The sequence below is a fragment of the Kutzneria buriramensis genome (assembly GCF_003387475.1).
Taxonomy (GTDB): domain Bacteria; phylum Actinomycetota; class Actinomycetes; order Mycobacteriales; family Pseudonocardiaceae; genus Kutzneria; species Kutzneria buriramensis.
Map to the genome: position 1 here is coordinate 675,051 of NZ_QUNO01000003.1, position 17,868 is coordinate 692,918.

18 protein-coding genes are annotated in these 17,868 nt (G+C 70.6%); 3 read left to right on the plus strand and 15 right to left on the minus strand.

Features of this window, described 5'->3' with window-relative positions:
* The first annotated feature begins 86 nt into the window (after window positions 1-86).
* Window positions 87-1,454, plus strand: coding sequence for a glycoside hydrolase family 27 protein (locus tag BCF44_RS11495; RefSeq protein ID WP_116174151.1), 1,368 nt, complete (start codon window positions 87-89; stop codon window positions 1,452-1,454).
* Window positions 1,455-1,582: 128 nt separating this feature from the next.
* On the opposite strand, the gene BCF44_RS11500 is transcribed toward BCF44_RS11495, so the two are convergent.
* From BCF44_RS11500 to BCF44_RS11555, 12 genes are all read right to left on the minus strand, one after another.
* Window positions 1,583-2,392, minus strand: a complete 810-nt coding sequence (locus BCF44_RS11500) for an SAM-dependent methyltransferase (protein WP_116174152.1) — start codon at window positions 2,390-2,392, stop codon at window positions 1,583-1,585.
* Window positions 2,393-2,444: 52 nt separating this feature from the next.
* The gene (locus tag BCF44_RS11505) at window positions 2,445-2,882 is read right to left on the minus strand and encodes a tetratricopeptide repeat protein (protein WP_116174153.1); all 438 of its coding nucleotides are present in this window, start codon (window positions 2,880-2,882) and stop codon (window positions 2,445-2,447) included.
* The gene (dapB, locus tag BCF44_RS11510; RefSeq protein WP_281283097.1) at window positions 2,879-3,646 is read right to left on the minus strand and encodes a 4-hydroxy-tetrahydrodipicolinate reductase; all 768 of its coding nucleotides are present in this window, start codon (window positions 3,644-3,646) and stop codon (window positions 2,879-2,881) included. The genes BCF44_RS11505 and dapB overlap by 4 nt, the downstream gene beginning before the upstream one ends.
* 76 nt (window positions 3,647-3,722) lie before the next feature.
* A complete protein-coding gene (locus BCF44_RS11515) occupies window positions 3,723-5,108 on the minus strand; it encodes a M16 family metallopeptidase (protein ID WP_116174154.1) in 1,386 nt (461 codons plus the stop codon).
* On the minus strand, window positions 5,105-7,345 hold the full coding sequence (locus BCF44_RS11520; RefSeq protein ID WP_116174155.1) for a polyribonucleotide nucleotidyltransferase: 2,241 nt from the start codon (window positions 7,343-7,345) through the stop codon (window positions 5,105-5,107). The genes BCF44_RS11515 and BCF44_RS11520 overlap by 4 nt, the downstream gene beginning before the upstream one ends.
* Before the next feature lie 210 nt (window positions 7,346-7,555).
* On the minus strand, window positions 7,556-7,825 hold the full coding sequence (gene rpsO, locus BCF44_RS11525) for a 30S ribosomal protein S15 (protein ID WP_116174156.1): 270 nt from the start codon (window positions 7,823-7,825) through the stop codon (window positions 7,556-7,558).
* 115 nt (window positions 7,826-7,940) lie between these two features.
* Window positions 7,941-8,444, minus strand: coding sequence for an RNA 2',3'-cyclic phosphodiesterase (gene thpR / locus BCF44_RS11530; RefSeq protein WP_170217479.1), 504 nt, complete (start codon window positions 8,442-8,444; stop codon window positions 7,941-7,943).
* Window positions 8,445-8,476: 32 nt separating this feature from the next.
* Window positions 8,477-8,959: a helix-turn-helix domain-containing protein gene (locus BCF44_RS11535; RefSeq protein ID WP_116174158.1), complete on the minus strand. Its 483-nt coding sequence runs from the start codon at window positions 8,957-8,959 to the stop codon at window positions 8,477-8,479.
* Between the two features lie 83 nt (window positions 8,960-9,042).
* Entirely contained in the window at window positions 9,043-9,966 is a 924-nt protein-coding gene (locus BCF44_RS11540) for a bifunctional riboflavin kinase/FAD synthetase (protein WP_116174159.1), read from the minus strand.
* Between the two features lie 126 nt (window positions 9,967-10,092).
* Complete coding sequence (gene truB, locus BCF44_RS11545) at window positions 10,093-10,953, minus strand: tRNA pseudouridine(55) synthase TruB (protein ID WP_246014970.1); 861 nt, start codon at window positions 10,951-10,953, stop codon at window positions 10,093-10,095.
* A gap of 86 nt (window positions 10,954-11,039) precedes the next feature.
* Window positions 11,040-12,365 (minus strand): MFS transporter, encoded by a 1,326-nt coding sequence (locus tag BCF44_RS11550; RefSeq protein WP_116174161.1) that lies wholly within the window; start codon window positions 12,363-12,365, stop codon window positions 11,040-11,042.
* A 92-nt stretch (window positions 12,366-12,457) separates the two neighbouring features.
* The gene (locus tag BCF44_RS11555; RefSeq protein ID WP_246014950.1) at window positions 12,458-13,756 is read right to left on the minus strand and encodes an MATE family efflux transporter; all 1,299 of its coding nucleotides are present in this window, start codon (window positions 13,754-13,756) and stop codon (window positions 12,458-12,460) included.
* Window positions 13,757-13,836: 80 nt separating this feature from the next.
* Between BCF44_RS11555 and BCF44_RS11560 the strand changes: the two genes are divergently transcribed.
* Together BCF44_RS11560 and BCF44_RS11565 are read left to right on the plus strand one after the other, a co-directional pair.
* Complete coding sequence (locus BCF44_RS11560; RefSeq protein WP_246014951.1) at window positions 13,837-14,712, plus strand: aminoglycoside phosphotransferase family protein; 876 nt, start codon at window positions 13,837-13,839, stop codon at window positions 14,710-14,712.
* A complete protein-coding gene (locus BCF44_RS11565; protein ID WP_116174163.1) occupies window positions 14,709-15,167 on the plus strand; it encodes a GNAT family N-acetyltransferase in 459 nt (152 codons plus the stop codon). Before BCF44_RS11560 ends, BCF44_RS11565 begins: the two co-directional genes overlap by 4 nt.
* Before the next feature lie 2 nt (window positions 15,168-15,169).
* Here BCF44_RS11565 and BCF44_RS11570 read toward each other — a convergent pair whose 3' ends face one another.
* The 3 genes from BCF44_RS11570 to rbfA all read right to left on the minus strand — a co-directional run bounded on the left by BCF44_RS11570 (window position 15,170) and on the right by rbfA (window position 17,855).
* Entirely contained in the window at window positions 15,170-16,231 is a 1,062-nt protein-coding gene (locus tag BCF44_RS11570; RefSeq protein ID WP_116174164.1) for a chitinase, read from the minus strand.
* A 169-nt stretch (window positions 16,232-16,400) separates the two neighbouring features.
* Window positions 16,401-17,387 (minus strand): DHH family phosphoesterase, encoded by a 987-nt coding sequence (locus BCF44_RS11575; RefSeq protein ID WP_116174165.1) that lies wholly within the window; start codon window positions 17,385-17,387, stop codon window positions 16,401-16,403.
* 15 nt (window positions 17,388-17,402) lie between these two features.
* Window positions 17,403-17,855: a 30S ribosome-binding factor RbfA gene (gene rbfA / locus BCF44_RS11580; protein WP_116174166.1), complete on the minus strand. Its 453-nt coding sequence runs from the start codon at window positions 17,853-17,855 to the stop codon at window positions 17,403-17,405.
* Between the last annotated feature and the right edge of the window lie 13 nt (window positions 17,856-17,868).

Consider the following 17,868-nt stretch of genomic DNA (forward strand, 5'->3'; position numbering starts at 1 on the left):
AACAGCCTTGACACCCGACCGGTGGCGGAGTTTCATGCCAGCATCCCGCCGCCGTGATGAGCCCCTTTCGACAGGAGTGCGCCGCCATGCGCCGTTCCCGTTTGGTCATCCTGCTCGCCGCGCTGCTCACGATGCTGGCCGGGCTCGCGCCCGCGCAGGCCGCCAGAACCCCGAGCAAACCGCCGGCGCCCACACCGTACCTGGGGTGGAGCAGCTGGAGCCTGCAGTCGACCAAGTACCCCGGGGTGAACACCCAGGGCGACTACAGCTGGCTGACCGAGCAGCACGTTCTGGAGCAGGCGCGGGTGATGGCCACCAAGCTCCGCTCGCACGGCTACCAGTACGTCAACATCGACGCCGGCTGGTGGCGCAAGTGGGACTGGAGGCCCGAGTACGACCAGTACGCCCGGCCGCTGACCGACGCCGCACGCTTCCCCGACGGCATGGCCGCGACTTCCCGCAAGATTCACTCGATGGGCTTGAAGGTCGGTATCTACATGCCGGTGGGCATGGAGAAGGAGGCGTACAACGGCGGCAACTCGCCGATCTACGGCGCCCCCGGCTGCTACACGCGTGACGTCGTCTACCCCGACCTGCGCACCACCAACGGCTGGGACAGCTCGTACAAGCTGAACTTCGACAACCCCTGCGCCGCCAAGTGGATCGGCTCCATCGCGCAGATGTTCGCCAAGTGGGGCGTGGACTTCCTCAAGCTGGACGGCGTCGGTCCGGGCTCGGACAAGTCCGGCCCCAACTACGACAACACCGCCGACGTCGCCGCCTGGTCCAAGGCCCTGGTGCAGACCGGCCGCGACATCCAGTTCCTGCTCTCCTGGTCGCTGGACCACAACTACGTCAGCACGTGGCAGCGGTACAGCAACGGCTGGCGGGTCGACACCGACGTCGAGTGCTACTGCGGCACGCTCGTGACGTGGCAGAACTCGCTGGTCAAGCGGTTCGACGACGTCGTGCCGTGGGTCGGCGACGCCGGCCCCGGCGGCTGGAACAACCTCGACTCGCTGGACGTCGGCGTCGGCTCCATGGACGGCCTCAGCAACGACGAGCGCCAGCTGTACATGACGTTGTGGGCGATCGAGGCCGCGCCGCTCTACACCGGCGACGACCTGACCAAGCTCGACTCGTACGGTCTGTCCCTGCTCACCAACGACGAGGTCATCGCCCAGGACCAGGCCGGTCGCGTGGCCAAGCCCGTTGTCGCGCACACCCCGCAGCAGACCTGGTGGGTGCGCAACGCCGACGGTTCGTACACGGTGGCACTGTTCAACCTGGACACCTCGCCGGCGACGGTGACCGCCAACTGGTCCGACTTCGGCTTCCACGGCAAGGCCGAGGTGCGAGACATGTGGTCACACCAGCAGGTCGGCAAGTTCACCAACTCATACAGCGTGAACCTCGCCCCGCACTCGGCGAAGCTGATCAAGGTCTGGCGATGACCACCCCCAGCGGCCCGCCCTGGCGCTGAACCCCCGCGAGTCGCGCTCTGGGACACACCGAATGTAAGTCTCAGGCATGTGCCTGAGACTTACATTCGGTGTGCTTGAGAGCGCGACTCGCGGGGGTGTCAGGGGGTCTTCACGGCTACGCCGCCGAAGAAGAGGTAGCGCTCGGGGTGTTCCTCGGCCTCGCCGTCATCGGGACGCCACTCGGGGACGTAGACGGCGCCGGGGGCGACCAGGTCGAAATCGCCGAAGAGGGCGGTGATCTGTTTGCGGGACCGGCCTACGGCGGTGTTGGTGCTGGTCGCGTACAGGTTGACCAGCCCCTCCTCCTCGGCGCGCGGCCGGTGGTCGCCGGTGGCGTGGCTGATGGCGAGCATGCTGCCGGGGGCCAGCTTGTTGCGGTACTTGGAGATCAGCGGCCCGAGGTCGGCGGGTTCGGGGACGAAGTGCAGGACGGCCAGCATGAGGAGCAGGACGGGGCGGTCGAAGTCGAGCATCTCGCGGGTGACGGCGTGGCTGAACACCTCGCCGGGCGACCGGAGGTCGACGTCGATCACGGCGGCCTGGGGCACGTCCGCGAGCATCAGCTCGCTGTGGGCCACGGCGACGGCCTCGTTGTCCACATAGACGGTGCGGCTGTCCTTGCTCGCCTGCAACGCGATCTCGTGCACGTTGCCCGCGGTCGGAATGCCCGAGCCGATGTCCAGGAACTGCCGGATGCCCCGCTCGGCGGCGAAGCCGACGACCCGGCGCAGGAACTTGCGGTTGGCTCTGCTGGCCGCGGTCACGCCGGGCAGGACCTCCTCGGCCCGCCGGGCGAACTCGCGGTCGGCGGCGAAGTTGTGGCCGCCGCCCAGGTAAGCGTCGTACACGCGCGCGGCACTCGGCTTGGTGGTGTCGACCTCGGCCGGTACCCAACTCCGTAATCCCACAGTGGCCCCACGACTCTCTGCCCCCGCGTAGACCTTACCGGAGATCGGCCGATCAGCCACCGAGCTCGATCGCCTTCCGCATGGCCTCCCGCGCCCGTCCCCGGTCGCCGGCCACGTCGTAGGCGTGGGCCAGCCGGAACCACGCCCGCCAGTCCCCGGGCGACTCCTCCACCTCGACCCGCCGCTGCGCGAACCACTGGTCGGCGGCGTCCCGGTCGACCCGCCCGGACGGCCGGCGCGGCAGGTCGGACGTGTCGGGCAGACCGCCCTCCGCGGCCAGCCGCTTGGCCAGCCGGGCGACGCGGATCCCGTTACGCCACTGCGCCACCACGAACCACACGCCGATCAGCGGCAGCGCCAGCACGGCGATCCCGAGCCCCAGACCGACCGCGCTGCCGGACTGGATCAGCAGCACGGCCCGGTCGGTGAGCAGCACGAGATAGACGACCAGCGCGGCCGTCAGCAGGACCGAGGTCCACAGTGCCTTCATAGCCCGAGCAGCGAGTCCAGGCCGACGGTCAGGCCGGGCAGCGTCGGCACGGTGCGCACGGCCAGCAGCACCCCCGGCATGAACGACTTGCGGTCCATCGAGTCGTGCCGGATGGACAGCGTCTCGCCCTCGGTGCCGAACAGCACCTCCTGGTGCGCGATCAGCCCGGACAACCGGATCGAGTGCACCCGCACGTCGTCGACGAGCGCGCCACGGGCGCCGTCCAGTTCCTGACTGGTGGCGTCCGGGCTGGCCGGCAGGCCGGCCTCGGCCCGCGCGGCGGCGATCATCTGCGCGGTGCGCGCGGCGGTGCCGGACGGGGCGTCCGCCTTGCGCGGGTGGTGCAGCTCGATGACCTCGACGGACTCGTAGTACTTGGCCGCGATCGCGGAGAACTTCATCGTCAGCACGGCGCCGATGGCGAAGTTCGGGGCGATCAGCACGCCGAGGCCGGGCGACACGTCGAGCCAGCCGCGCAGCGTGGCCAGCCGGTCCTCGGTGAAGCCGGTGGTGCCGACAACGCAGTGGATGCCGCTGTTCACGGCGAACTCGAGGTTGCCCATCACCACATCGGGGTGGGTGAAGTCGACGACGACCTCGGCGCCCGCGTCGGTCAGCGCCGACAGCGGGTCGCCCTGGTCGATGGCCGACACCAGCACCGTGTCGTCGGCGTGCTCGACGGCGTTGCAGACCTCGGCGCCCATCTTGCCCTTGGCGCCGAGCACCCCGACGCGCAGCGGCTCGGTGGCGTAGTCGCGACTCACGCTTCCTCCTCGCTGACGCTCGGAGGAAGCGAGAGTCCGAACGTCGCTGTGTTGAATGGTGAGGTCGCAAGCTCCCTCACTGAATCACCTCGTGCACCTCGGAAGGCAGGTCGTCACGGTGATCGTAGGGTCCGACCACGGAGCCCGAGACGGGGCGTCGCAGCAGCTCCCTGGCCAGCGTGGCGACCTCCTCGTCGGTGACGGCGTCGATCCGCGCCAGCGTCTGCTCCACGGTGAGGTGGTCGCCGTAGTTCAGCTCGCCCTTGCCGATCCGCGACATCCGGGAGCTGGTGTCCTCCAGCCCCAGCACCAGGCCGCCGCGCAGCTGGCCCTTGCCCCGGGCCACCTCCGCCGCCGACAGCCCGTGCCGCGCCACGTCGTCCAGCACGCCCCGGATCACGCCGGCCACCTCGCCGAGCTTGTCCGGCGTGCAGCCCGCGTACACGCACAGGTTGCCGGTGTCGGCGTACGCGGCCGTCGACGAATACACCTGGTAGGCCAGGCCCCGGCGCTCCCGGACCTCCTGGAACAGCCGCGAGCTCATGCCGCCGCCCAGCGCCGCGTTGAGCACACCCAGCACGAACCGGCGGTCGTCGTGCCGGTCGAGGCCGCGCATGCCCAGCATCAGGTGCGCCTGCTCGGTGTCGTCGGGGCACAGCACCAACTCACGCCGCACCCCCATGCGGGCCCGGCCGGCACGCGGCGCGACCGGCGCGACCTCGCCCTTGAGCCGGTCGCCCAGCAGCTTGCGGGTCAGCCGCAGCACCTGGGTGTGCTCGACGTTGCCGGCCACTGCCAACACCATGCGCGGCAGCGTGTAGCGCCGCTTGTAGAAGTTGAACAGCGCGTCCCGGCTCATCGCCCCGATGGACTGCTCGGTGCCCAGCACCGGCCGGCCCAGCGGGTGATCGCCCATCAGGGCCTCGCAGAACGCCTCGTGCAGCAGGTCCTCGGGGTCGTCGTCGCGCATGGCGATCTCTTCGAGGACGACGCTGCGCTCGGTCTCCATGTCCTTCTCGGCGCAGACGGCGTGGAACACGACGTCGCTGACCAGGTCCAGCGCCAGCGGCAGGTCCTGGTCCAGCACGTGCGCGTAGAAGCAGGTGTGCTCCTTGGAGGTGAACGCGTTCAGCTCGCCGCCCACCGCGTCGATCTCCTCGGAGATGCCCGCCGAGGTGCGCCGGTCGGTGCCCTTGAACAGCAGGTGCTCCAGGTAGTGCGCGGCGCCGGCGACCGGCGGCAGCTCGTCCCGGGAGCCGACGTTGACCCAGATGCCCACCGACGCCGACCGCACTCCGGGGATCTGCTCGGTGACCACGCGCAGGCCACCCGGCAGCAGGCTGCGCCGGACCGCGCCGCCGCCGGCGGTGCGCTCCAGGGTCAGCGTGCTGCCCGGACGTTGCCGATAGCCAGGACGGCCGCGGGAAACCCCCGCGGCCGTCCTCGAGTTGCTGGAACTCACTGGGCGGCCGGCTCCGGCTGCCCAGAGGGGACACCGTCGGTCTTGGGGGCGTCCGCCGCGGCGGCCTCGTCCTCGTTCACGAGGATCAGGCTGATCTTGCCGCGGTTGTCGATGTCGGCGATCTCCACGCGGAGCTTGTCGCCGACCTTGACCACGTCCTCGACCTTGGCGATGCGCTTGCCGTTGCCCAGCTTGGAGATGTGCACCAGGCCGTCGCGGCCGGGCAGCAGCGACACGAACGCGCCGAAGGCGGCGGTCTTCACGACCGTGCCCAGGAAGCGCTCGCCCACCTTGGGCAGCTGCGGGTTGGCGATCGCGTTGATCAGGCCGATGGCCGCCTCGGCCGACGGGCCGTCGGCCGCGCCGACGTAGATCGTGCCGTCGTCCTCGATGGAGATGTCGGCGCCGGTCTGCTCGGTGATCGAGTTGATCATCTTGCCCTTGGGGCCGATCACCTCGCCGATCTTGTCGACCGGGATGTTGATCGCGGTGACGCGCGGCGCGAACGGGGACATCTCGTCCGGCCGGTCGATGGCCTCCTCGATGACCTCGAGGATGGTCAGCCGGGCGTCGCGGGCCTGGCCCAGCGCCATGGCCAGCACCTCGGACGGGATGCCGTCCAGCTTGGTGTCCAGCTGGAGCGCGGTCACGAACTCCTTGGTGCCGGCGACCTTGAAGTCCATGTCGCCGAACGCGTCCTCGGCGCCCAGGATGTCGGTCAGCGCGACGTAGCGGGTCTCGCCGTCGACCTCGTCGGACACCAGGCCCATGGCGATGCCGGCGACCGGGGCCTTCAGCGGCACACCGGCGTTGAGCAGCGACATGGTGGAGGCGCAGACCGAGCCCATCGAGGTGGAGCCGTTGGAGCCCAGCGCCTCGGAGACCTGGCGGATCGCGTACGGGAACTCGTCCCGCTTCGGCAGCACCGGCACCAGCGCCCGCTCGGCCAGCGCGCCGTGGCCGATCTCGCGCCGCTTGGGCGAGCCGACCCGGCCGGTCTCACCGGTGGAGAAGGGCGGGAAGTTGTAGTGGTGCAGGTAGCGCTTGTGCGTCTCCGGGGACAGCGAGTCGATCTGCTGCTCCATGCGCAGCATGTTCAGCGTGGTGACGCCCAGGATCTGGGTCTCGCCACGCTCGAACAGCGCCGAGCCGTGCGCCCGCGGCACGAGGGCCACCTCGGCGGACAGCTGCCGGATGTCGGTCAGGCCGCGGCCGTCGATGCGGATCTTGTCGCGCAGCACGCGCTGGCGGACCAGCTTCTTGGTCAGCGACCGGAACGCGGCGCCGATCTCCTTCTCGCGACCCTCGAACTGGTCGGCCAGCTTCTCCAGCGCCGCGGCCTTGATCTCGTCCAGCCGGGACTCGCGCTCCTGCTTGCCGGCGATGGTCAGCGCCTGGGCCAGCTCGCCGCTCACCGCGGCCTCGACGGCCTCGAAGGCGTCCGGCTGGTAGGCCAGGTACTGCGGGAACTCGCCGGTCGGCTTGGCGGCCTTCTCGGCCAGCTCCTGCTGGGCCACGCACAGGGCGCGGATGAACGGCTTGGCGGCCTCCAGGCCGGAGGCGACGACCTGCTCGTTCGGCGCGCCGGCGCCGCCCGCGATCAGGTCGATCACGTTCTCGGTGGCCTCGGCCTCGACCATCATGATCGCGACGTCGTCACCGACGATGCGGCCGGCGACCACCATGTCGAAGGTGGCCCGCTCCAGCAGCTCGTAGGTCGGGAAGGCGACCCACTGGCCGTCGATCAGGGCGACGCGGACGCCGCCGATCGGGCCGGAGAACGGCAGGCCGGCCAGCTGGGTGGAGGCGGACGCGGCGTTGATCGCGACCACGTCGTACAGGTCGGCCGGGTTCAGGCTCTGCACGGTGATGACGACCTGGATCTCGTTGCGCAGGCCGTCCACGAAGGACGGGCGCAGCGGGCGGTCGATCAGGCGGCAGGTGAGGATCGCGTCCGTGGACGGCCGGCCCTCGCGGCGGAAGAAGGCGCCCGGGATGCGGCCGACGGCGTACATCCGCTCCTCGACGTCCACCGTCAGCGGGAAGAAGTCGAACTGGTCCTTCGGGTGCTTGGACGCCGTGGTGGCGCTCAGCAGCATGGTCTCGTCGTCCAGGTAGGCGACGACGCTGCCGGCGGCCTGGCGGGCCAGCCGGCCCGTCTCGAAGCGGACGGCGCGCTTGCCGAACGCGCCGTTGTCGATGACGGCGGTGGTCTCGTGGACCTCGAAATCGGTCATGTAGTTGGTTCTCCTCGTCACAGGGAGACGCCCGCGGTCCCTGGCGACGAGGCCGGTCTTCGATCGAAGTCCACGGGATGCTCCCGGGGACCACTACCGAGGACCGGCGTACCCGTACTCGCCGTGCGCCGCTGGCGCGTGTCCCGATGTTCGTTTGTTGTGGTTACGTGCGGAGAGGGGGAGCGGCCGGTGGCCGCTCCCCCTCGCTGCTCATCGACGCAGGCCGAGCCGCTGGATCAGCGACCGGTAACGCTCGATGTCGGTCTTGGTCAGGTAGTTCAACAGCCGGCGGCGGCGGCCGACCATCAGCAGCAGGCCACGACGCGAGTGGTGGTCGTGCTTGTGGAAACGCAGGTGCTCGGTGAGGTCGCTGATGCGCTTGCTCAGCAGCGCGATCTGGGCCTCGGGAGATCCGGTGTCCCCGTCCTTCAAGCCGTACTCGGCGAGGATGGTCTTCTTCTGCTCGGTGGACAGTGCCACTTGTTCGCTCTCATCTCTGTTGCGGTCGTCCCGTGGGGCCCCCTTCGCGAAGGGGGTTGTCGGTACCGGCCGCCACGGACCGCAGCCGGACCCAAACACCGAGGTTAGCAGGTGTTCACGGGAGGCCGCGCAGCAGCACCGCGTCGAGGGCCGAATAGCGGTACCCGTCCGGGGTCCGCTCGCTTCGCATGAGCACCAGCTCGCTCGACGTCCACCAAGGTCCTTTGTAACCCACAAGGGGGATGGCGTCGAGCGATTTGCGGGGCGACCGGGCGACGGTGAGGTGCGGCACGAACTCGTGCCGCTCGACGTGGACGGAGGTGTGGTCCCGGACGGCCGCCGCCGCCGCGGCCAGCCCGTCGTCGGCCTCGACGCCGATCCACAGCACCCCGGGGAAGGTGCCGGCCGAGGCCAGCCGGAGCCGGATGGGCCGCAGGTCGGCGGCCCGTTCCCGCAGCCAGGCGGCGCGGGCCGCCGGGTCGTCGCCGTCCCCGTGGAAGCAGAGGGTGATGTGCCACTTGTCCCGGGCGATCCACTGAGGACCGTCGACTGTGGCCAGTGCCGCCGCCAGGTGGTCGAGGGCGGCGGCATCCGGGACGAGGGCGGTGAAAGTTCTCATACCCGGTTGAGCGCGAGGCATGAACACAGTTCTCAAACTTGTGGGAAGGCTGCTCGGCGGAGCAGCTCCGCGAGCCACGGGTGGCGGTCGCGAACCGTCTCGGCGGCCTGCGTCAGGTCCTCGGGGCGGGCGACGCGGCGCAGTGCCTGCACGGCGGCGACGTCCGGGCGGCCGTCGTGCACGGGCAGCGCGTCGCGGTCCACCGTGGGCCGGGATTCCCGCACGTCCTCCAGCGCCTGCTGCATCGACGGCCGGTCTCCCGAGGCCACGCCGGGGGTGAGGATCTTGCGTTCGAGCATGATCAGCCGGGCCAGCACCGCCGGGTTGCCGATCTTGGCCCGCCGGCCGCTCATCACCTGGCTCAGCATCGGCGCGCTGATGCCCAGCACGTCGGCCAGGTAGGCCTGGGAGATGTCGAAGGCCACCACGAGCCGGCGCACCCGGTCCCCGAGCGGCTCGCCGTACCACTCACGTTGCAGCGCCAGATTGCGCTGGACGATCTTGTGGTCCTCCACGTGGCCCCCTTCCCCGACGAATGTCCGGTTTGCATTCGCACCCGGGATGATCGTAGCTGATGGCGCGGGGTGGGACGGGCCGTTCAGACCAGCAGCCGGCGTGCCTCTTCCACGTCCAGCCGCATCTGCTCGACCAGGGCGTCGCTGGAGTCGAACTTCAGCTGCCCGCGCAGCCGCGCCACGAAGTCCAGCGCCACCCGCTGCCCGTAGAAATCCTCGCTGACGTCCAGCACGAACGCCTCCACCCGGCGCTCCCGACCGGAGAAGGTCGGGTTCGTGCCGACCGAGACGGCGGCGTTGCGCACCTGACCGCCCTGGATGAAGCGGCAGGCGTAGACGCCGTCGGCCGGCACGGCGGCGAACTTCGGCGTGGACAGGTTCGCCGTCGGGAAGCCCAGGTCGCGGCCCCGGCCGTCGCCGCGGACGACGATGCCCTCCAGCCGGTGCGGGCGGCCCAGCGCGTGCTCGGCGGCGACCACGTCGCCGGCGTCGATGCAGGCCCTGATGTACGTCGAGGAGTAGACGAGGTGGTCCTCGGTGACCAGGCTCTCGCCCTCGGCCGTGAAGCCGAAGCGGTTGCCCAGCGTGCGCAGCAGCGTCACGTCGCCGGCCGCGCCACGGCCGAAGGTGAAGTTCTCCCCCACCACCACCGCGGCCACGTGCAGCTGCTCCACCAGCAGCTCGTGCACGAACACGTCCGCCGGCATGCGCGACAGCTCCGGGGTGAACGGCAGCACGCAGAACACGTCCACGCCCAGCTCCTCCACCAGGTCGGCGCGGCGCTTCAGCGTCGTCAGCTGGGCCGGGTGGCTGCCCGGGCGGACCACCTCGGACGGGTGCGGGTCGAACGTCATCAGCACGCACGGCAGGTCCCGCTTCGCGGCCAGCTCCACCGCCCGGTTGATCAGCTCCCGGTGTCCCCGGTGCACGCCGTCGAACACGCCGATGGTCAGCACACAGCGACCCCAGCCGCTCGGAAGATGCTCAAGCCCACGCCACCGCTGCACGAGAAAGAAGCCTACTCAGGAGTACCGACGCGCGGAGGGAAAGGTGACCAAGCGGGTCGCCGCCGATGGTCGGAAGGGGGCATTCCCAGCGTTCAACGCCAGGAATGCCCCCTTCACTGCATCAAGTCAGTCGATCGCCAGCACGACCAGGGGCTTGGACACGCCCTCCGCGTCGACCGCCAGCGCCAGGGCGCGGCCGTCCGGGCCGAACACCCCGTACGGGCCGTCGATCCCGGCCGCCGGGAGCTTCCGCCCGTGCGACAGCGCCGCCGCGGACGGCAGGTCGATGTCGTGCCGGGGGAAGGCGGTGTTCACGGCCTCACCCAGGTCCAGCGACAGCGCCGGCTCCTCCTCCAGCTGCTCCAGCGTCCGAGCGGTGCGCAGGTCGAACGGTCCGACCCGGGTCCGGCGCAGGGCCACCAGGTGCCCGCCGACGCCCAGCTTCTGGCCGAGGTCACGGGCCAGCGCCCGGACGTACGTGCCGGAGGAGCACTCCACCATCACGTCCAGCTCGGTGGCGTCCTCCTCGCGCCGCAGCACCAGCACGTCGAACCGGCTCACGGTGACCGGCCGGGCGGCCAGCTCGACCTCCTCGCCGGCGCGCACCCGGGCGTAGGCGCGCTTGCCGTCGACCTTGACGGCGCTCACGGAACTGGGCACCTGCATGATCTCGCCGGTCAGCTCGGCGATCTCGGCCCGCACCTGCGCCTCGTCCACCTGCGACCCGTCGGCGGTGAAGGTGACCTCGCCCTGCGCGTCGTCGGTGGTGGTGGCGGCCCCGAGCCGGATCGTCGCCAGGTACGCCTTGGTGTCCATGGCCAGATGCCCCAGCAGCTTGGTGGCCCGCTCCACGCCGAGCACGAGCACGCCGGTCGCCATCGGGTCCAGCGTGCCGGCGTGGCCGACCTTGCGGGTGCCGAGGATCCGTCGGGCGCGGGCGACCACGTCGTGCGAGGTCAGCCCGGCCGGCTTGTCGACGACCACCAGTCCGGCGTTGGCGGTGGTGCCGGGCGTGCGCTGTCGGTTCTGCGGGCGTCGGGAGCGAAGCGGTTGTGACACAGCCGAATATTCTGTCACGCCGCCGCGGGCTCGATGACGTCGTCCCAGCGCCGGCGCCGGAGCTGCACCGGCACCTCCTCGCCGCGGGCGGCGGCGTGCAGCACGACGGCGCGGGCCCGCCGCCACCAGATGGCCATCCGCCAGGTGCCCAGCGACTGCACGAGCAGGATCGCCACGAAGGCGACGCGGAACGCGTTCTGCTGGCCGAGACCGTCGGCCACGCCGAGCAGCACGCCCACCGACAGCGCGGCGATCGTGGTGGCGACGAAGCCGCCGACGTTGACCACGCCGGTCGCGGTGCCGACGATCCGCGTCGGGTTGTAGTCCTTGGCCAGCGCGAACCCGACGGACGAGGCGGGGCCGCCGACGGCGAACAGCCCGAACGCGATCACCAGCAGCCACAACGGGATCCGGCCGGGCACGACCAGCAGCAGCGTCCACAGCACGCCGGAGGTGGCCAGGTACGCGGCCGCCAGCGGCACCCGCAACTCGGGGTTGCGGCTGATCAGCGTGCCGACGACCGGGCTGAGGATGAGGCCGCCGATGACCAGCAGGCTCAGCACGGAGCCGGCGGTCTCGACACTGAGTCCCTGCGCCTGCACGAGATACGGCACGCCCCACAGCAGGCCGAGCGTGGTCGGCGCGACCATCGTGCTGAAGTGCACCCAGAAACCGAGACGGGTGCCGGGGGTACGCCACGCGGCGGCGATGTTGCGAGCGACCTCTCGCGGCGTGACCCGCGGCACAACCGGCTTCGGCGCGCCCTCGGGCAGGTCCCGCAGTCGCGTCGCGGCGACGGTGGCGTACGCGGCGGTGGCCACGCCGGCGACGAGGAACGTCAGCGTCCAGCCGGCGTTGTGCAGCGAGAGGGTGAGCGGCACGGTGGCGACCAGGTTGCCGGCGGAGCCGATCATCGCCGACAGCGACATCACCACGGCGTACTTGCGGGCCGGGAAGTGCCCGCCGATCAGGCGCAGCACGCTGACCCACGTCATGGCGTCGCCGAGACCGAGCACGCCGCGGGCGATCAGGCCGAGCGGGTAGCTGTCGGCGACGGCGAACAGGATCTGGCCCAGCCCCATGAAGATCGCCGCCGCGGTGAGCAGCTTGCGCGGGCCGAACCGGTCGACCAGCAGGCCGGTGGGCACCTGCATGGCGGCGTAGACGAAGACCTGGAGCACGGTGAACGTGCTGAGCGCGGCGGGGCCGACGCCGAAGCGGTCGGCGGCAGCCAGTCCGGCCACGCCGAGCGAGGACCGGTGGAAGACGGCGAAAAGGTAGACGACGACGGCGGTGATCCAGACCACCCAGGCTTGACGGGTGGCGCGCGAGGCCGGCACGGCTGTCCTTCCAAAAGTCAGATGTAGGGGAGATCCAATACGGGTATCGCCGCAGCACAGGGGCGTGTTAACCGCTTCAGACGTGCAGTCCGTCACACGCCCGTGACGGCCCAGCGCCCGGACCGGGTGCGCAGCACCACCGCGACCAGCCGGAACGCCATGAACGTGGACAGCCCGACCCAGATGCCCAGCAGTCCCCAGTGGAACGCCAGCGACAGCCAGACCAGCGGCACGAACCCGACCAGCGCGCTGACAACCGTTGCGGTGCGGAGGAAAGCGGCGTCGCCGGCGCCGAGCAGCACACCGTCCAACGCGAACACCACACCCGCGATCGGTTGCATCAGCACGAAAAACCACCACGCGTGCGGGATCTCGGCCAGCACCCCGGGCGCGGTGGTGAACACGCGCGGAATGACGTCGTACAGCGCGGCGAACAGCACCGACAGCACGACGCCGAACATCAGGCCGTAGCGAGTCACCTGCCAGGCAAGGGACTTCGCCTCGTCGTCCCGCCCCGCGCCGAGCGACGCGCCGACGAGCGCCTGCGCCGCGATGGCCAGCGAGTCCAGCACCAGTGCGAGGAAGCTCCACAGCTGCAACACGATCTGGTGCGCGCCGACCGCGTCCGCGGACGTGCGGGAGGCCACCGACAACGCGGAGATGAACGACAGCTGGAACGCCAGTGTGCGGATCACCAGGTCCCGGCCGAGGCCCAGCTGCGCCCTGATCAGGCGCGGCACCGGCTTCAGCGGCACCTTCTCCTTGACCAGCGCGGTGACGAACAGCGTCGCCGCGACCGTTTGCGCAAACACGTTGGCGATGGCGGAACCCTCCAGGCCCCAGCCGAGCACGAACACGAGGATCGGGTTCAGCACGGCCGAAAGCCCGTTGCCCAACAGCACGTACACCAGCGGGCGCTTGGTGTCCTGCACGCCGCGCATCCAGCCGTTGCCGGCCATCGTGATCAGCACCATCGGCGCGCCGAACAGCGCGATACGCAGCCAACTCACGCCGGCGTCCGCGATGGGTCCCTTGCCCGCCAACAACTCCGCGACCGGCGCGGCGAGCAACTGGCCCAGGATCAGGACGGCGAGACCGACCGCGAATCCCAGCCAGGTCGCCTGCACGCCCTCCTCGACGGCCTCGCCGCGACGGCCGGCGCCGTGCAGGCGCGCGGTGCGCGAGGTGGTGCCGTACGAGAGGAAGGTCAGCGCGCTGGAGACCTGGGAGAACAGCAGGCCACCGAGCGCCAAGCCGGCCAGCGGCAGCGCGCCGAGGTGGCCGACCACGGCCGTGTCGACGAGCACGTACAGCGGCTCGGCCGCGAGTACGCCAAGGGCCGGAACCGCCAGGGAGAAGACCTGACGGGCCGAACCGGAGCGCACTGTCACCGTCCCAGGGTGCACGGCGCGCCCCCCGGTCCGCGAATTATGTGATGGCACTTACGGTTGCGTTGTCCCAGTATGTGGCCATGCGCATGCACGCGGACGAGATCGACATCGACTCCGGGCTGGTGCGGCGGCTGCTCGCCGCGCAGTTCCCGCACTGGGCCGATCTCCCCATCGAACGTGTCGATTCCTCGGGCACCGACAACGCCATGTACCGCCTGGGCAGCGAGTTGGCCGTTCGGCTGCCACGCCGGCAGTTCGTGGCGGACGGCCTGCGCAAGGAGCAGCACTGGCCGGCCGTGCTGGCCCCACAACTGCCGGTCGAGGTGCCGGTCCCGGTCGCGGTCGGCGAACCCGACGACGACTTCCCGTTTCCGTGGGCCGTTCTGCGGTGGATCGACGGCCGCAATCCGGTTGTCGGCGCCCTGGCCGATCCGGAGGCGTTGGCCCTCGACCTGGCCGAGTTCGTCCAGGCCCTGCGCAAGATCGATCCCACCGGCGGGCCGGCGCAGAGCCGCGGCGTGCCGTTGGGTTCGCCCGGCCGCGACGCCCTCACCCGTGAGGCCATCTCCCAGCTCCATGACGACATCGACACCGGTGAAGCCCTGGCGTTGTGGGACCGGGCCATCACCCTGCCCGAGCCGCCCGGCGTCTTCTGGTCGCACGGCGACCTCTCCCCCGGCAACGTGCTCGTGCGGGACGGCCGCCTCTCCGCCGTGATCGACTTCGGTGGTGTCGGCATCGGCGACCCCACTGTGGACCTCGTCGTGGCCTGGAACCTCCTGCCCGCCGACGCCCGCTCGGTGTTCCGCGCCGAATTGGACGTCGACGATGACACCTGGGAACGCGGCCGCGCCTGGGCCATGTCCATCGCCCTGGTCCAGTTGCCCTACTACCGCGACACGAATCCCGGGCTGTCGGCCAACTCCCGGCACGTGCTGAGCGAGGTGCTCGGATGAATACCGTTACCACGCAACGGCTTTCACTGACCCGCGTGACCATGGCCGACCTGGACGAGTTCCTCGCCCTGCACGCGGTCGAGGACAAGCCCCGGTCGGTCGAGGCGCTCAACCGGCTGCTCAAGGACTTCTGCGCCGTCTGGGACGCCGGCGAGCACGGCTACTGGCGGATCGACTTCGACGGCCGGACCGCCGGATTCGGCGGCGTGAAGCCGAAAACCTGGCGCGGCCGATCCGTGTGGAACCTGTACTACCGGATCTGGCCGGAACTGCAAGGAAAAGGCATCGCCACGGAGATGGCGCGCAAGGCCATCGCCGTGGCGAACGAGATCCACCCGGACTGGCCGGTGCTGGTGGAGACCCGCCCGGACAACGAGCCGGCGATCCGGCTGGCCGTCCGCGTCGGCATGAACAGGCATCCCGACGCGGACGGCTGGGCGGTGTTCCTGCGGTAGAACTACCGCCCCTCGAGGGACTTCACGTTGTTGCCGAAGGTCCAGCTCTTCGAGCCGTCCCAGTTGATCGACCACGTCATCAGGCCCTTGATCCCGCTGACGCTCTTGTACGCCTGCGAGACCAGCCCGGTGGACATGTAGCCGCCGCCGGCGCCGGCCTGCGCCGGCAGGCCGGGAACCTGCTTGTCGTAGGGCACCTTGATCGTCGTGCCCTGCACCACCAGGCCGTTGTTGAGGCACTGGGTCTGCACGGTGAAGCCCTGCACGGTGCCGGCCTGGTACGAGTCGCCCTTGCAGCCGTACATGCTGCCGTTGTAGTACTGCATGTTCAGCCACCACAGCCGGCCGTTGTCCGCGTACTTCTTGATGATCGGCAGGTACGCGCCCCAGATCGAGCCGTAGGTGATGCTGCCGCCGGTGACGTAGGCGGTCTCCGGCGCCATCGTCAGGCCGAAGTTGGACGGCATCTTGGCCAGGATGCCGTCGATGATGCGGATCAGGTTGGACTGCGAGGCCGACAGCGTCTTGATGTTGCCGCTGTCGGTGAGGCCGGTCTCGATGTCGATGTCGATGCCGTCGAAGTTGTAGGCCTTGAGGATCGGCACGATCGTGCTGACGAACTTGTCGGCCACCGTGGACGAGCTCAGGTCGATGCCGGCGGCCGCGCCGCCGATGGACATCAGGATGGTCGCGCCGGCGGCCTTGGCCGCGCAGTTGTCGGCCGGCGTGCCGACCTTCACGTTCGCGTCCATGCCGTCCTGCCACAGCGCCGTGCCGTCCGAGCGGATCACCGGGAAGGCCTCGTTGATGACGTTGTAGCCGTGCTGCGCGATCCGGCTGTCGGTGACCGGTATCCAGCCCAGGCCCGGGTGCACGCCGTTGACGGCGCCGTCCCAGTTCTCCCAGTAGCCCTGGAGCACCTTGCCCGCGGGCCGTGATTTGACGGCGCAGGTGTCCGCTTGCGGCGCGGCAGGGTTCGCCTGTGCGGACGCCAGACCGAGCGCCGGAACGGTTAGCGCGGCGGCAAGGACTGCCGTCAGGGTCCGCGATATCCGACCGAACATGGCCAGCTCCCATCGTCGAAGGACGGCGGCGGCCGGATCTCCGACGATACCGCCGCCCCTCAAGGTGGTCTAGACCAGATCGGCGCATTTACCGGAAACGCCACATGCGCTTCCTATGTGGCATCAGATGACACATAGGAAGCGCATGTGGCAGAAAAGGCGGGCGGTGCTAGTGGGCGGGGGTAGCCTCGGCGAGGGCGGCGCGGATGCCGGCGACGACCTCCTCGGCGGTGCCGTGGCCGGTGAAGCCGGCGGCCAGGCGGTGACCGCCGCCGCCGAACCGCACGGCCACCGACCGCACGTCCAGCCGCCCGACGGCCCGCAGCGAGACGGTCCACTCCCCGGACGGGGTTTCCTTCAGGACTGCGGCGACTTCGGCCTCCGAGGTCGACCGCACGACGTCGATGACGCTCTCGACCTCCTCCGCCCGCACCCCGGCGGCGTCGGCCCGACGCACGACGGCGTGCACGAAACCCAGCCCCTGAGCGGCATCCGGCTCCAGCTGGGCGGCCGACAGCACCGAGGCGAGCATGCCCAGCCAGGCGAACGGGTGGCTGTCCATCAGGCCGCGGATCAGGCCGGCGCCGTCCACGCCGGCCTCCAGCAGCCGGGCGGCCAGCCGGTGCGTTTCCGGCTTGGCGAAACGGAAGGACACGGTGTCGGTGGCGATGCCGGCGTACAGGCAGCGGGCGATCGGCTCGTCGATCTCGACGGCGAGCTCGTCCAGCAGCCGGGCCACGATCACGGCGGTGGCCTCGGCGCGGTCGTCGACCAGGTTGTGGCTGCCGTAGCGGGTGTTCGACACGTGATGGTCGACGACGAGCGAGACGTCGGCGGTGGCCACCCGGTCGCCGAGCGGGCCGAGCCGGTCCACGCTGCCGGTGTCCAGGGCCACCAGCACCGGCACTACGGCCGGCACCTCGGCGGCGGGCACGAAGAGGCCCTCGGAATCCAGTACCCGCAACGACTCCGGCACCGCGGACGGCGCGCCGAAGGACACGCGGACGGTCGCGCCGCGCCGCCGCAGCGCCAGGCCCAGGGCCAGCGCGCTGCCCAACGCGTCGGCGTCGGGATTGACGTGGGCCAGCAGCGTGACGTCGGCCGCCGCGCCCAGCAGGGCGGCGGCGGCCGTGACATCAACCTCGGGTGCGGTCACACCCGAACGCTACCGTCACTCCGAGTCCGACTCCTCCTCGCGGGGAGCCTTGTACGGGTCGGCCTCGCCGGCCGGCTGCGCGCCGGAGGCCAGCTGCGCCACCTCGGCGTCCGACTCGCGGGCCTTGGCCAGCAGCTCCTCGATCCGCTTGGAGTCGGTCGGGACGGTGTCGGCGACGAAGGCCAGCGTGGGCGTGAACCGCACGCCGGTCTGCTGCCCCACCATGGTCCGCAGCACACCGGTCGCGCTGGTCAGCGCGGCGGTGACGCCGGCGTGGTCGGGAGCGGACTCCAGGTTGTCGCCGAGCACGGTGTAGTACACGGTCGCGTCGTGCAGGTCGGGGGTGACCCGGGCGTCGGTGATGGTGACCCGGGCCAGCCGGGGGTCCTTCACCTCGTGTTCCAGCGCGGACGCCACGATCTGGGCGATCCGCTTGGCGAGCCTGCGGGCGCGGGCCTGATCGGCCACGGCGCTCCTCCTC

Bases quoted from the DNA above. Each gene is read 5' to 3' on its own strand.
- thpR (WP_170217479.1), bottom strand. From the start codon at position 8,444: ATGAGAACTTTCACCGCCCTCGTCCCGGATGCCGCCGCCCTCGACCAC.
- BCF44_RS11520 (WP_116174155.1), bottom strand. From the start codon at position 7,345: ATGACCGATTTCGAGGTCCACGAGACCACCGCCGTCATCGACAACGGC.
- BCF44_RS11505 (WP_116174153.1), bottom strand. From the start codon at position 2,882: ATGAAGGCACTGTGGACCTCGGTCCTGCTGACGGCCGCGCTGGTCGTC.
- BCF44_RS11495 (WP_116174151.1), top strand. From the start codon at position 87: ATGCGCCGTTCCCGTTTGGTCATCCTGCTCGCCGCGCTGCTCACGATG.
- BCF44_RS11565 (WP_116174163.1), top strand. From the start codon at position 14,709: ATGAATACCGTTACCACGCAACGGCTTTCACTGACCCGCGTGACCATG.
- BCF44_RS11570 (WP_116174164.1), bottom strand. From the start codon at position 16,231: ATGTTCGGTCGGATATCGCGGACCCTGACGGCAGTCCTTGCCGCCGCG.
- BCF44_RS11560 (WP_246014951.1), top strand. From the start codon at position 13,837: ATGCGCATGCACGCGGACGAGATCGACATCGACTCCGGGCTGGTGCGG.